At 41.2% G+C, this 13,935-nt stretch carries 11 protein-coding genes and 1 other annotated feature; of the genes, 3 read left to right on the top strand and 8 right to left on the bottom strand.

Annotated elements, in window-relative coordinates:
- Window positions 1-18: 18 nt before the first annotated feature.
- Window positions 19-984, bottom strand: coding sequence for a sugar ABC transporter permease (locus V6Z54_RS12585; RefSeq protein WP_073978715.1), 966 nt, complete (start codon window positions 982-984; stop codon window positions 19-21).
- A gap of 231 nt (window positions 985-1,215) precedes the next feature.
- Here V6Z54_RS12585 and V6Z54_RS12580 point away from each other — a divergent pair, with 231 nt between their 5' ends.
- Window positions 1,216-3,516, top strand: coding sequence for a helix-turn-helix domain-containing protein (locus V6Z54_RS12580; protein ID WP_338527378.1), 2,301 nt, complete (start codon window positions 1,216-1,218; stop codon window positions 3,514-3,516).
- Window positions 3,517-3,554: 38 nt separating this feature from the next.
- On the opposite strand, the gene V6Z54_RS12575 is transcribed toward V6Z54_RS12580, so the two are convergent.
- Entirely contained in the window at window positions 3,555-3,926 is a 372-nt protein-coding gene (locus V6Z54_RS12575) for a winged helix-turn-helix transcriptional regulator (RefSeq protein WP_003217763.1), read from the bottom strand.
- A gap of 155 nt (window positions 3,927-4,081) precedes the next feature.
- Between V6Z54_RS12575 and V6Z54_RS12570 the strand changes: the two genes are divergently transcribed.
- Both V6Z54_RS12570 and V6Z54_RS12565 read left to right on the top strand, forming a co-directional pair.
- Window positions 4,082-5,269: an MFS transporter gene (locus V6Z54_RS12570; RefSeq protein WP_041086727.1), complete on the top strand. Its 1,188-nt coding sequence runs from the start codon at window positions 4,082-4,084 to the stop codon at window positions 5,267-5,269.
- A 10-nt stretch (window positions 5,270-5,279) separates the two neighbouring features.
- A complete protein-coding gene (locus tag V6Z54_RS12565; RefSeq protein ID WP_196770536.1) occupies window positions 5,280-6,122 on the top strand; it encodes an aldo/keto reductase in 843 nt (280 codons plus the stop codon).
- A 45-nt stretch (window positions 6,123-6,167) separates the two neighbouring features.
- On the opposite strand, the gene V6Z54_RS12560 is transcribed toward V6Z54_RS12565, so the two are convergent.
- The 6 genes from V6Z54_RS12560 to V6Z54_RS12535 all read right to left on the bottom strand — a co-directional run bounded on the left by V6Z54_RS12560 (window position 6,168) and on the right by V6Z54_RS12535 (window position 13,771).
- Window positions 6,168-7,667 carry an extracellular solute-binding protein gene (locus tag V6Z54_RS12560; RefSeq protein WP_041086733.1) on the bottom strand — a complete coding sequence of 500 codons (1,500 nt, stop codon included), beginning with the start codon at window positions 7,665-7,667 and terminating at the stop codon, window positions 6,168-6,170.
- Between the two features lie 25 nt (window positions 7,668-7,692).
- The gene (locus V6Z54_RS12555; RefSeq protein WP_087976618.1) at window positions 7,693-8,553 is read right to left on the bottom strand and encodes a carbohydrate ABC transporter permease; all 861 of its coding nucleotides are present in this window, start codon (window positions 8,551-8,553) and stop codon (window positions 7,693-7,695) included.
- A gap of 220 nt (window positions 8,554-8,773) precedes the next feature.
- Entirely contained in the window at window positions 8,774-9,526 is a 753-nt protein-coding gene (locus V6Z54_RS12550) for an NAD(P)-dependent oxidoreductase (RefSeq protein WP_269103155.1), read from the bottom strand.
- Between the two features lie 46 nt (window positions 9,527-9,572).
- Complete coding sequence (locus V6Z54_RS12545) at window positions 9,573-10,475, bottom strand: dienelactone hydrolase family protein (protein ID WP_041086740.1); 903 nt, start codon at window positions 10,473-10,475, stop codon at window positions 9,573-9,575.
- Between the two features lie 129 nt (window positions 10,476-10,604).
- Entirely contained in the window at window positions 10,605-13,019 is a 2,415-nt protein-coding gene (gene leuS / locus V6Z54_RS12540; RefSeq protein WP_338527377.1) for a leucine--tRNA ligase, read from the bottom strand.
- Between the two features lie 97 nt (window positions 13,020-13,116).
- Window positions 13,117-13,338: a binding site (T-box leader), on the bottom strand.
- A gap of 103 nt (window positions 13,339-13,441) precedes the next feature.
- Window positions 13,442-13,771 carry a DUF4257 domain-containing protein gene (locus tag V6Z54_RS12535; protein ID WP_224929310.1) on the bottom strand — a complete coding sequence of 110 codons (330 nt, stop codon included), beginning with the start codon at window positions 13,769-13,771 and terminating at the stop codon, window positions 13,442-13,444.
- Between the last annotated feature and the right edge of the window lie 164 nt (window positions 13,772-13,935).

The raw sequence follows: 13,935 nt of genomic DNA, 5'->3' as shown, positions 1-13,935 counted from the left end.
TCTTCCTCATCTCCCTTTTTAATAAATACCTTCTTCCCCGAATTTCTTCGCTAAACGGTTTGCCAGCATAACCAAAATAAGTCCAACGGCTGCTTTAAATAAACCAACAGCGGTACTATAACTGAATTGTCCTTGTTTAAGACCTGCTGTATAGACATAGGTATCAAAAATCTCCGCTACTTCCCGGTTCGTTGCGTTCAGTAATAGATAGACATGCTCAAAGCCAAGCTCAAGCGTATCACCAATTTTTAAAATAAGCAGAACCACAATGACACTTTTGATGGCTGGAAGTGTGATGTGCCACATTTGTCTCAATCTCCCCGCACCATCCATTTTTGCTGCTTCATATAGCTGCGGATCTACCGCTGTAATCGCCGCAAGATAAATGATCGTCGACCACCCTGCTTCCCGCCAGATCACCTGTAAAATGTACATCGGTCTAAACCATTCCTGACTAAGAAGGAAGTTAATCTTTTCCCCTCCAAAGAAAGCAATCAATTCATTAATTAACCCGCCATCTACTGTTAACAAAACAAAAGATAAGGACACGACAATGACCCATGACATGAAGTGAGGGATATAAATCATCGTCTGTACAAATTTCTTAAACAATGCCAATCTCACTTCATTTAAAAGAAGGGCTAACAAGATCGGAATTGGAAAGAAAATCACAACATTCATGGCAAATAAAATCAGCGTATTTTTTAATAAGATGAAAAATGTTGGTTCTGTAAACAAGCGAATAAAGTGTTTGAAGCCAACCCACTCACTGCCAAGAATACCGAGAAACGGCTGGTAATCTTGAAAGGCAATGATGAGCCCCCACATTGGCACATATTTAAAAACAAGAAAATAAATGAGCCCCGGCAAAATCATTAAATACAAAAACTTTTGACTAAGCAGCTGATTAAGTAAGCGCTTTCTTTTTTCATTTTTCAAAGCTGCCGCAGGCATACCCTTGGCAGTGACATCCTCTGTTTTCATTGATAAAGCCTCCCCTCATGCTGATGCATGTGTTAACTGTATCTTAAGGATGAAAAATCCGTCTACAATCATATCAACAGATCATATTTTCATAGGTGAAGCTACTCAAAACGTTACATAAAACATAAGAAAATGATCCTAATCTCAGAAAATGATTATTGACAAACCTACCAGATTTTTGGATTAATAAATTAAGGGGAAAAGATTGTTTCGTTTGAAATGGGGGGTTTTATGAAAAGAAGGCAGTATAAATTTTATTACAAGCTTGTGACGTTTTTTTTCATACTTAGTACGATTCCAGTTATCATTGTCGGTATTTTTTCTTATCAGCATTCGCAAAAAACAGCACTTGAAAATATCTCAAATGAAAAGCTCGACAGCGTCAAACAAACGCAATCCAATATTGAGCATATTTTAAAAACGGTTGATCATTCTCTCACTCACTATGTCAGTTCGACACCTCTCCTTCAAACACTGGCAGAACCTTTAAATCCAGACCAATTCCAGCTTTATAATCAAGTACAGCAGGAACTGAACTACCTGCAAACCTTTGACACCGACCTTTCCAATATTACACTCGTCAGTAAAATGGAAGATTGGTACATGAACAATTCGGGGCTTTATCATGTCACAAGCGAAGACCAAGAAAAAGCGCTGACCTCTTACCTCAATATACCAAGTCACTCCAGCTGGGCACTTGAAGAGAATAATCCACTTGTTGCGACTAAAGAAGGTAAAGCATCCTTTTGCAAGTACAATGTGAATTTAATCAAACAACTGCCTATGAACAGCGTTCAAAAAAAGGGAATCGCTGTCGCCAGCATTCCAAGCTGCGTGATTGCTGATAACATGCCTGACTTCTCTCAATCAGATAGCATGTTTGTCATTGATACAAACGGAAAAGTGCTGCTACATAATCGCAAAGAACAAATTGGTGAATCGCTGAAACATCAAGATTTCGTCAAGCATGTGCTCTCACTTGAAAAACGATCAGGACAATTTGATATGAAGATCGACGAACTCAACTATCAAATCACATTTCAAAAATCAGATTATAATGAATGGACGTACCTATCCTTTGTTTCTATTCCAGAACTTAAGCAGCAAACGAAATCAATCGGGTGGATTACCTTTATTATCTGCACTATTTTGTTAGCGCTTTCATTACTATTTTCATGGTTTGGTTCCAGACACTTTTATAAACCAATCCGCTTATTATACGAGTCATTTGCACGCAATGAATCATTTTTGCAAAAACAGCCTTTTCAAAATGAATTTGAGTTGATTGAATCAAGTATTAAACAAATGAAAGATCAAAACAATGATTTAGAGGAACGGATTGAGCAGCAAGTGACACACTTACAGCAATACTTTATGGTACGGCTGCTGCTTGGAAAGCTGACAGATGAAGAAGTAAACAACCGGTTCCAAAGCTTAGGCTTTCCCCAGGGCTGGTCTCATTTGTCCATGCTCGTGACCCAAATCGATACGTTAAAAGGAACACCTTATGAAAAAAAAGATGCTGATTTGCTTTTATTTGCGATCAATGGACTGATCGAGCAGATTATTCCGCAAGAGGAACACCTTCAGCCAACCGTTGTCAATGAACATCAAACAACGATTATCCTTAACCACTCAAAGTCAGACGAAGAGTTTACTGAATATTTAAACCAATTAGCAGAAACCATTCAGCAGCGTATCGAAGAAGAGCTCGGTTTATCGATCAGCATTGGGATCAGCCGCCAGTTTAAGGAGCTTACGATGGCAAAACACGCTTACATTGAAGGAAAAGAAGCCTTAAAATACAGACTCAAAGCAGAGAAAAAATCCATTATCTTATATGAGCATATCCAGCAAGGAAAGACGTTCAAAACCCATTTTCCAAAGCAGCTGCAGCATGATTTATTTGATGCGGTGAAAGCTGGCGATCAAGGCAAAGCGGATCACTATTTACATGTGTTCCTGCAATCCATTTTCTCTAAAAATGCCGGACCGCACGAATACCAGATCGCCCTCGCTCGTTTTTTAAACAATTTAATTGAGCTGATGCATTTGCTGGGTATTGAATTATTTGAGGTCGAAGACAACAAAATGCTCTATGATACGATTTTTGAATTTAAAACCTTTGAAGATACAGAAGCATGGCTGAAACATGAGATCATCCGGCCAATTATTGACCAGCTTGCTGCACGTGAAGACTCACAATACAAAAACATCTCAGAAAAAATCATTCATATTATTCATCAAGAATTCGACTCAGATCTCACCTTGGATGAAATCGCCACACGCCTGCATTACAATCCCAATTATTTAAGCAGTATTTTCAGAAAGGAAATGGATATCTCTTTTAGTGAATATCTCTCTTCCTACAGACACCATGTCGCTAAAAACTGGCTAGTAGAAACCGATATGTCCGTCAAAGAAATTTCGGAAAAACTGAAATATAAAAACCCGCAAAATTTCATCCGATCCTTTAAAAAGCTAGAAGGTACTACTCCTGGGAAATACCGCGACCAGAAAAAAGGCACGTAAGACAAAGAGCCCCGCTCTCACAAGAAAGCGGGGCTCTTTTATTTAAACTGTTCATTTAAGATGCTGTCTTCCAGCACTGAAAGCGGCTCTCCATACACACGTTCAATATGAGCTGCTCCCCAATCGCATAGCGCATTGAGAATTCTTTCGAGCGACTGTCCGTATTCACTTAATTCATATTCCACTTTTGGCGGTACCTGTTCATAGACAATCCGGTTAATGACGCCATCACTTTCAAGCTCTCGTAGCTGCTGCGTGAGCATTTTTTGTGTGATGTTTGGCATGAGCCGCTTCAATTCGCTCGTACGTTTTTTCCCATGTGTCAAATGACATAAAATCACACACTTCCACTTCCCGCCTATGACCTCAAGCGTTGCTTCCACAGAGATATTATATTTTTTCTTTTCCATCGAATATTCACTCCTCTTTGTACGAACAGGCACTTTTTAGTACCTATATTACAAAAAAGTACGTACTTTTTTTTTCGTCATCTATGTTAGATAATAACTCTTGCCGATCGGCTTCGTCTATCAAAATGTCATCACAGAAGGATGTGAACTTACTGATGAAGAAAAAGCAAAACCATTTTGCTCTGCTCGCACTAGCGATTAGTGCTTTTGCTATAGGAACAACTGAGTTCATTAGTGTCGGTCTTTTGCCAATGATCTCAGAGGACTTTGGAGTGAGCGTCAGTCAGGCAGGCTGGACTGTCTCTTTATATGCACTTGGTGTGACATTTGGAGCGCCTATATTGACTTCCCTTACTTCCACGATGAAAAGAAAGACATTACTTTTGCTCATTATGCTCGTCTTTTTGATTGGTAATACACTTGCCACCATTGCCCCGACCTTTTCAGTGCTGTTAATCGGCCGGGTGATTTCAGCCTTGTCCCATGGAATCTTCATGTCCATTGGCTCTACGATTGCTGCAAGCCTTGTCGTGAAAGAAAAACGGGCAAGCGCCATTGCCTTTATGTTCACTGGTTTAACAGTAGCGACTGTGACAGGTGTGCCATTCGGGACATTTCTTGGTCATGAGTTCGGCTGGCGGACATCATTTGGTGTGATTGTGATCATTGGTCTGATCGCACTGATATCCAACTATTTACTTGTTCCGTCTCAATTAAAGCAGGGTGTGAAAACATCTTTTAAAGATCAGGCTGTCTTATTAAAAACAAAAAGAATCTTGCTTTTATTTGTCATTACAGCCACAGGGTATGGAGGAACCTTTGTCGTCTTCACATATTTATCTCCTCTCTTGCAGCATGTGACAGGTCTTGCGCCTGGGGCTGTGGCGTTGATCCTGCTTTTATACGGCATCACGATCGCAGCTGGAAATGTCATTGGCGGAAAAGCTGCTAATGAACAGCCAATGAAAGCACTGATCTATATGTTTATTATCCAAAGCATCATCTTGTTTATTCTTAGCTTCACTGCAGGATTCACAGTGTTAGGCATTGGAACCGTCATGCTGATGGGGCTGTTTGCTTTCATGAATGTACCTGGACTGCAAGTAGCCGTCGTTGATTTTGCCGAAAGATACACCCCTGGAGCAGTTGACGTCGCATCTGCTATGAATATCGCTGCCTTTAATGCCGGTATTGCCATTGGCTCATTTTTAGGCGGCATCGTGACAGATTCACTTGGTCTTGTGCATACAGGCTGGGTCGGCGGCATCATGGTCCTCATCGCAGCCATTCTTACGATGATTAGTTATCAAATGGAACAAAAAGAACAAATACAAACTATCTAAAGGAGTTTTTATTATGGAACATTTACAAAGTACAAAAACATTAAACAATGGAGTCCGCATGCCAGGCTTTGGCCTTGGTGTATTCAAGGTGGAAGATGGAGCAGAATTAGTTGATGCTGTCAAAACAGCCATTCAATTAGGCTATCGCAGTATTGATACAGCGGCTATTTATGGAAATGAAGAAGGTGTTGGACGAGGCATACAGCTTGGTTTAGCAGAAACAGGACTGCGCCGCGAGGACATTTTTGTCACATCAAAAGTGTGGAATGCCGATTTAGGATATGAATCTACCCTTCATGCATACGAAGAAAGCTTGAAAAAACTTCAGCTTGACTACCTTGATCTGTATTTAATCCATTGGCCGGTTGAAGGAAAATACAAAGAAGCTTGGCGTGCACTGGAAACCTTGTATCGTGAAGGAAAGGTCAGAGCCATCGGAGTGAGTAACTTCCAGCCTCATCACCTAGACGAGCTATTAAAAGATGCAGATATCAAACCAGCTATCAATCAAGTAGAATTTCATCCAAAGCTAACGCAGGAAACACTCTATACGTATTTGAACTCTCATGGCATTCAAATGGAAGCTTGGTCACCGCTGATGCAGGGTGAACTGCTGCATCACCCGCTGATCACAGAGCTCGCAGACACGTACAGTAAAACACCTGCTCAAATTATTTTGCGCTGGGATGTACAAAAAGGTGTCATCACCATCCCAAAATCAACGAAAGCACATCGTTTAAAAGAAAACGCTGATATATTTGATTTTGTCTTATCTGATGAAGATATGAAACGTCTTACTGACTTAAATGAAAACAAACGTATCGGTCCAGATCCAGACAACTTCGACTTTTAATCAAAACACCCCCGCTTTTTTGCTTTGCGGGGGTGTTCCTATTAATCATTTTGATTTTTTAAAGGAAGCCTCATATTCTTCTATGATTTTATTCCCACCATTTGATTTCCACTTCTCTACATCTTTCTGAAATTGATCTTCACTGATGTCTCCAAGAATGAACTTATACGTCGCATCATCAATGATTTTCTTCAATTCGTTTCCACGCTCTGATGCTGTTTCTGAATACAGGCTTTCAGCAGGATTGGCAACGATGATGTTTTTATTGTCTTCTTCTAGCTCTTCATATTTAGAACGAACTGCATCCCCTTTATTTTTCAAGTAACGTTTATCAATTCCTACAAGACTGACAAGCGGCTGTACATCTGTCTGCCAGCCTTTCACTTGGCTTTCTTCCCTGACAAATGTATTCCCTTCTTCTTTCTTATAATGCTGGCCATCTATACCGTACGTCATGAGACCATATACATCTTCTTCGGCAATGCGGTCAAAGAAGGCCAAAATCCGCTTTAATTCTGCCTCTGATTTCACGCTTGTTTTAGGGAATGCGAAGATGCCATTATGACCACCTGATGCCCACACACGTTCTTTGCCATCTGGGCCTTTGATTCGGTTGATAATATCTACTTTCATGTTTTTATCTGTCGCATCATCTCGCAGGTTCACGGCATCTACCATATTTCCAACATAGATGCCTGCTTTTCCTTGTGAGAATAATTCCTGCTGCTGTGTTTTGCTTGTTACTGGGAAGTCTTTGTTGATATAGCCATTATCACGCAGCTTTTTCATGTATTTCATTGTATTCATATATTCATCTGTCATAAAGTCTGGCGTGAATTTCCCGTTTTCTTCTTTCCAGTCTGTTGGCATACCTTCATATGAACCAAGTGTTTTAAATGCTCCATAAATTAAATCGTTCCGATCCGTAAAGCCAATTGTATCCGCTTTTCCGTTTTGATTCGGGTCTTTTTCAGTAAAGGCTTTGGCTACTTCATATAGATCATCCAATGTTTTTGGTGTATCCAAATTTAAATTTTCAAGCCAATCCTTTCGAATGACAATCCCTTGTCTTGAAAGTGGTCTTTCTCTATAGATGCCATAAAGCTTGCCGTCTATAGAGGCGTTTTGATTAATCAGTTCGTTCATCTTACTTAAATTTGGATAATCCTTTAAATACGGACCGACTTCCCAAAACATGCCTGATCTGAACGCATTAATCGCAGACGAATTTTTAATGTCTTGAATCGTCACAATTTGCGGCAAATTCCCTGCTGCAAGTGCGGAATTTAACCGATCTTCCTTCACAGCATCAGGCACCCATGTAATATCAAGCTCTGTATTTGTGAGCTTCTCAATCTCTTTTAAAACGGAATCCTTCGGCGGCTGCTGATGATATAAAATCGCCATCCATGTCAGCTTTACCTTTTTGTCTAAATCAACCTTCTCATCTGATGAGTTTGCCCCTTTACTTGAACATGCTGACAAAATACCGCTTGCTGCAAATAACAGGACAAACGCAATCAGCCATAATTTCTTTCTCCCCATAAGATCCCTCCGTTGTTCCATCATTTTAACCCTTTACAGAACCTAGTAATGCCCCTTTGTTGAAATGCTTTTGAATAAATGGATAGACAAGCAGAACCGGAATAGTCGCCACAACAATGACAGCCATTTTAATCGTTTGGTCTGGCGGTGGTGTGGATGAGCCCATATCCGACATATCTCCCTGCATTCCGCTTGAGACAATGACAATCTGTCTCAGCAGCACCTGAATCGGCCATTTCACTGAATCATTTAAATACAGAATGGCGGTCATATACGTATTCCAATACGTCACGGCATAAAAAAGTGAAATGGTTGCAATGGCTGGCAAAGAAAGTGGCAGCACAATTTTAAAGAAAATCCCTAAATCGTTACAGCCGTCCATCTTCGCTGATTCCTCAAGACTTGCCGGTATGTTTTGAAAAAAGTTTTTCAAAATGATTAAATTGAACGCATTGATTGCAACCGGTAAAATAAGTGACCAATACGTATCAAGCAGACCAAGTGTTTTCACCACAATAAACGTCGGAATCATACCTCCGCTAAACAGCATCGTGAAGACAACGAGAAACATCAGTGTTCTCCGGCCTTTTAGCTCCTGGCGAGACAGCCCGTATGCCATAAGCGAGGACAAAAACATGCTGACAGCTGTTCCAACAAGCGTCACAAGAATGGACACAATGAGGCTGCGATACACAATATCTGTAGAAAAAATGTATCGATATGCCTCTAAAGAAAACGTCGTTGGGAACAAGATAAACTTCTTCGTGATGACCTCTTCTACTGTTGCAAAAGAGGCGGCAATGACATGGATGAACGGAAGCACACATATTAATGCGAACATGAGTAGAAAAGAGTAATTAAATAAATTGAACAATCGGCCTTTTATAGAACGATCTATGTTCATCACGCCCTTTCTTTTGAAAGCGTTATCATTTTATCTGAAAGTAAGCTGCAGCCTGTGACGATATCGTGATTAAAATGTAACAAACGGGGGAAGAAAGCGTCTATAATCATCTTGACAGACCAACTGAATAGATCATGTCAGCCGTGCTTTTATACTCATGAAACAAAAGAATAAGATCATTAGCTCATGACATGATTATGCCCTATGCCTGATCATTTTCTTCTAGAATTTCCGTCGTATTGACATCTGGTTTGTAGCCTAACTCCCGCTTCGTTTTCTCAGTAGACCATGGCTTTTCTTCATTCTCTGATACAGCATAATAGGTCCCAAAGGGAATATCAGATTCAATCGCTGCCTTTGTCATACCTGCAAGATCCTCATGTGTCAGCAGTGTTCTTTTTGTTCTTTGCTTTTTGTGTAATGCCTTCATCTCATCTGTCACAACTGTTCCAATCCGTAAATTGATGACAGACATTCCCGTTTGATCGTGGAACAAACGGCCCAGCTGTTCGGAAGCAAATTTTAAAATGCCATAGACATTTTTAGTCGCAGGCACATCGTCAGTTGTAATCTGCCGTCCAATTAAGGAGCGTCCATCCTCTTCATAACGATCCGTCACATGGTTACTGCTTGCAAAAATGACTTTTCGTATGCCCAGCCGCGCGGCTGAACGAAACATATAATAGGTACTCCTCCAAAAAATATCAGTCATTTTTGCAAATTCTTCATGATCCATCACATCATGCGTCATGTCCATGTTTAGAAGATGCAAGATGACATCTGTATCCCGCGGAATTGCCTCATATACATTCTGTTCATTCGCTGCATCCGCTAAAATGACTCCTTCTACACAGCTCGTTAGATCAATAATCGTGACACTGTATTCAGTAGAGAGCGCTTTTGTTAAAAGATGTCCAATTACACCGCATCCGCCAATGATGGTGATTTTTTTCATCTGTCTCCTCCTTTCTTTTGACGTAGTATGTCCAAGCGTTTCTTGATTACAGCCACTTTTTCAAAAATCGTGTCGCCTCGTGACGCATAGCGGCTGTTTCAAAATGACCTGCATGAAGATGGGCAAGCTGATATCGTTCTTTCAATGAAGCAGCTTGATAGGTTTGACTCAATACCTTTTGAATCCTTCCAACGCCTTCAGCAGGGGTGAGCTGATCAAGTTTTCCCACTAAGCTTAAATGCGGTCTTGGAAAAATCATTTCTTGAATGTCCGCTGCTGTAAAGTGCTTTGCTAAGCTTGGTACATAGTAATAAAAGCCATGCCTATCCAAATTGTTCGTTTCAATTAATGTATGATGATCCACCTGTGCGCAAAGATCAATACACACACTGACCCTCTCATCAAGTGCAGCCGTCCACCAGGAAAGGAGACCGCCCATTGACATCCCAAAGACAGCTAACCGGTCCACCAGTACATCAGTTCGAGACAGCAAATAATCAATCGCACACATGCTTTCATACAGCATCATGCCCCACATCACTTTTCCTGTTAAAAGCATTTCCTTAAAAATTTCACTTTCTGTTCTTCCTCTTCTCTCACCAAACCCTGCATGATCAATGGCCAGTACACTATATCCTTTTGACGTAAACTCTTTTGCATATGAAGGCGTTCGCAAATAATGAGCACCCTCTAACAGCTCTTCCTTCCCGTTCACGTAATTACCGCCATGAGAGTGCTGAAACAGTACTACGGGTCTTTTTTTCACCGTATCCTTCGGTTTCACGAAATAAGCAGGGACTTCCTCTACACCATTCATAGAGAGAATGAGTGTTTCCACTACATATGATTCACGTTCCTCCATTTTTAACGTATAAGCCTCCACGCGATGACGCTCTGGCATTTCTCCTAACAGACTGAGCAGTTGTTCACGTTTGCTTTCCTTTTCCATTGACGTCACTCCTCATTTTCTTGATCACCTGTTAAAATACGAGACCGATGCAGGAATCACCTTGTTTTCGACAAAATTATGTCCCGGGAAATAAAGAACACCCACCGGTTCATACCGATGGGTGTCACATTAGTTCGCAACAATATTGACAAGCTTCCCAGGAACCGCAATTACTTTGCGGATGGTTTTCCCTTCAAGCTGTTCTTTTACACGTGCATCATTTTTCGCAAGCTCTTCTAACTGCTCCCTTGTTGCATCAGCAGGAACGGTTAATTTTGCTTTCACTTTACCGTTAAGCTGTACGACAATTTCTACTTCATCGTCGACAAGCTTTGACTCATCATATTGAGGCCATGCTTCATAAGAAATAGACCCTTCATGACCAAGTTTATTCCAAAGCTCTTCTGCTAAATGCGGTGCAATTGGAGAAAGAAGCTTTACAAAGCCTTCTGCATATTCTTTCGGCAGTGTATCAGCCTTATAGGCATCGTTGATAAACACCATTAATTGTGAAATTCCTGTATTGAAACGCAAGCCTTCATAATGGTCTGTTACCTTCATGACTGTTTCATGATAGCTGCGTTCTAATGCGCCACCAGATTGCTCTGTCACTTTATCACTGAGTGAGCCATCTTCATTTGTAAATAGACGCCATACACGATCAAGGAAACGACGAGCGCCATCAAGTCCTGTTTCAGACCAAGCAATTGACGCATCTAGAGGTCCCATGAACATTTCATAAAGTCGTAATGTATCTGCACCATGAGATTCTACGATATCATCCGGGTTGACCACATTTCCTTTTGATTTACTCATTTTTTCATTGTTTTCCCCAAGAATCATGCCTTGATTGAACAATTTCATGAAAGGTTCTTTTGTTGGAACAACACCGATATCATACAAGAATTTATGCCAGAAGCGTGCATATAGAAGATGCAGTACAGCGTGTTCTGCTCCGCCGATATACACATCAACTGGAAGCCATTTCTTCAGCTTCTCAGGAGATGCAAGCTCTTCTAAGTTATGAGGATCAATATAACGTAAGAAATACCAGCAGCTTCCTGCCCATTGCGGCATTGTATTTGTTTCACGGCGGCCTTTCTTACCTGTTATAGGATCTACAACCTCAACCCAGTCTTTAATATTGGCTAATGGTGATTCACCTGTACCACTTGGCTTAATCTCTGTCGTTTTAGGCAAAATCAGTGGAAGCTCTTCCTCTGAAACAGCTGAAGATGTTCCGTCCTCCCAATGAATGATTGGAATCGGTTCACCCCAGTAGCGCTGGCGGCTAAATAGCCAGTCTCTTAAACGATATGTGACTTTCTTTTCACCCTTTTGATGTTCTTCAAGCCATGCAATCGCTTTTTCAATCGCCTCTTCTTTTCCTAAGCCATTTAGGAAATCAGAGTTAATGTGCTTTCCATCACCTGTGTAGGCTTCTTTTTCGATGTCTCCGCCTTCTACCACTTCTTTGATTGGAAGATCAAAGGTTTTGGCGAATTCATAATCACGTTCATCATGAGCAGGAACCGCCATAATAGCTCCAGTCCCATAAGACGCCAGCACGTAATCTGCAATCCAGATCGGCATTTTTTCACCATTTAACGGATTGATGGCATACGCCCCTGTGAAAATACCCGTTTTCGTTTTGGCAAGATCTGTCCGCTCTAAATCACTCTTCGATTGAATTTCTTTGATATATGCTTCGACTGCTTCTTTTTGAGCAGCTGATGTGATTTTTTCAACTAGTGCATGTTCTGGAGCAAGCACCGCATAAGTTGCACCAAATAGTGTATCAGGACGCGTTGTAAAAACCGTAAACTGTTCGTTATGCCCTTCTACTTCAAAATGAACGTGCGCACCTTCAGAGCGTCCGATCCAGTTACGCTGCATGTCTTTGATGCTTTCAGGCCAATCAATGTCCTCTAAATCTTCTAACAGCCTGTCCGCATATGCTGTAATCTTTAGCATCCACTGCTTCATAGGACGTCTTTCAACAGGATGGCCTCCGCGTTCACTTTTTCCATCAATGACTTCTTCGTTTGCTAGCACTGTGCCAAGCGCTGGGCACCAGTTCACTGGTACTTCATCGATATAGGCCAATCCTTTTTCGTACAATTTTAAGAAAATCCATTGTGTCCATTTGTAGTAATTCGGATCTGTCGTGTTGATTTCTCGATCCCAATCGTACGAGAACCCTAGTGATTGAATTTGGCGGCGGAAGTTATTGATGTTCTCTTCTGTAAAGGCCGCCGGGTCATTCCCTGTATCAAGTGCATACTGTTCTGCCGGGAGACCAAATGCGTCCCATCCCATTGGATGAAGAACATCATATCCCTGCATACGTTTCATGCGTGATAAAATGTCGGTTGCTGTATAGCCCTCAGGGTGCCCGACATGAAGCCCTGCTCCTGATGGATATGGAAACATATCAAGCGCATAAAACTTCGGTTTATCTTCCGAGTCAGATGTGGCGAACGTTTTATGTGTCAGCCAATAATCCTGCCACTTCTTTTCAATTTCCCGATGCTGAAAACTCAATGTGAAAACCTCCTTTAATATGTACGGCTTTATCTGCTTAGATGACCACTGCAAGAATTCAGATTTTTCTAAAATCAACAAAAAACCCTCATCCCTGGAAAGGGACGAGAGATTTTTTGGTTCCCGCGGTACCACCCTTGTTAGCGTAACATGCTGTTCGTACGCTCACTTAATATCTTTAACGCAGACATGCGACAGAAGCTTTAACGCAACTGCAACTCTGAGGCGAGTTCAGAAGCAGATTTGATTGACTTTCACCAGCCGTCAATTCTCTAAAGACAAATACTGCTTTCCTACTACTCCTCTTCACTGTTCTTATCGTAACCGTCATCTAAGTAGTATTTTATAGAATTATGATCATAAGTGCAAGCAGGTTTGTATACAATGGGAATGTACCCTAGACTAGGGTAAAGTAGAGGATATTATTCGTGTGGAGATCGGTTATGACGGCTGGAGTCTGCATCCTGTGAACGCTGTTCTCTTACAAAATCAAAGCTTCGCAGAACTGCTTCTCCTCCGTAACCTGAAATAATTGATAAGATGATCAAGTGCAGACTAGAATCGGGATTTGAGGATAAGACAAGCAGTGTAGCGGCAATCATCCCAACGAGCCAATCTTCAATAAACCCTAAGTAAATAAACTTTTTTGTCATTCTGGGCTTCTCTAGCCTGCCTTTTTTCTTTACGTGACCGAGAATGCCCATGACCCCTCCAATGGCGCAAGCAATAATGACTTGTTGCAGCATTTTCATCACCTTCCTAAAGCCCTTAGAATAGTAAAGCGACTTCAGGCTGTCCAGCCCCCTGTAATGCCATTCTGCTGTTCCGTCATAATCCATGTAAAAGGTCTATTCTCTCTAACGAAGAAAAAAAGCTTGTTTCTTCCATTATATGTGAATGACCTAAAAACAATCTT

Origin of the sequence: Bacillus sp. MAG717A (assembly GCF_036884855.1) — a bacterium.
Taxonomy (GTDB): domain Bacteria; phylum Bacillota; class Bacilli; order Bacillales; family Bacillaceae; genus Bacillus; species Bacillus safensis.
Note: the sequence above shows the minus strand (reverse complement) of the source record. Positions and strands in the feature narration are given on the sequence as shown.

What these genes read in the sequence shown, in the direction of transcription:
- V6Z54_RS12545 (WP_041086740.1), bottom strand. Translation starts at nt 10,475, where the DNA reads ATGGAAAAGGAAAGCAAACGTGAACAACTGCTCAGTCTGTTAGGAGAA.
- V6Z54_RS12550 (WP_269103155.1), bottom strand. Translation starts at nt 9,526, where the DNA reads ATGAAAAAAATCACCATCATTGGCGGATGCGGTGTAATTGGACATCTT.
- V6Z54_RS12570 (WP_041086727.1), top strand. Translation starts at nt 4,082, where the DNA reads ATGAAGAAAAAGCAAAACCATTTTGCTCTGCTCGCACTAGCGATTAGT.
- V6Z54_RS12580 (WP_338527378.1), top strand. Translation starts at nt 1,216, where the DNA reads ATGAAAAGAAGGCAGTATAAATTTTATTACAAGCTTGTGACGTTTTTT.
- V6Z54_RS12575 (WP_003217763.1), bottom strand. Translation starts at nt 3,926, where the DNA reads ATGGAAAAGAAAAAATATAATATCTCTGTGGAAGCAACGCTTGAGGTC.
- V6Z54_RS12560 (WP_041086733.1), bottom strand. Translation starts at nt 7,667, where the DNA reads ATGGGGAGAAAGAAATTATGGCTGATTGCGTTTGTCCTGTTATTTGCA.
- V6Z54_RS12535 (WP_224929310.1), bottom strand. Translation starts at nt 13,771, where the DNA reads ATGAAAATGCTGCAACAAGTCATTATTGCTTGCGCCATTGGAGGGGTC.
- V6Z54_RS12585 (WP_073978715.1), bottom strand. Translation starts at nt 984, where the DNA reads ATGAAAACAGAGGATGTCACTGCCAAGGGTATGCCTGCGGCAGCTTTG.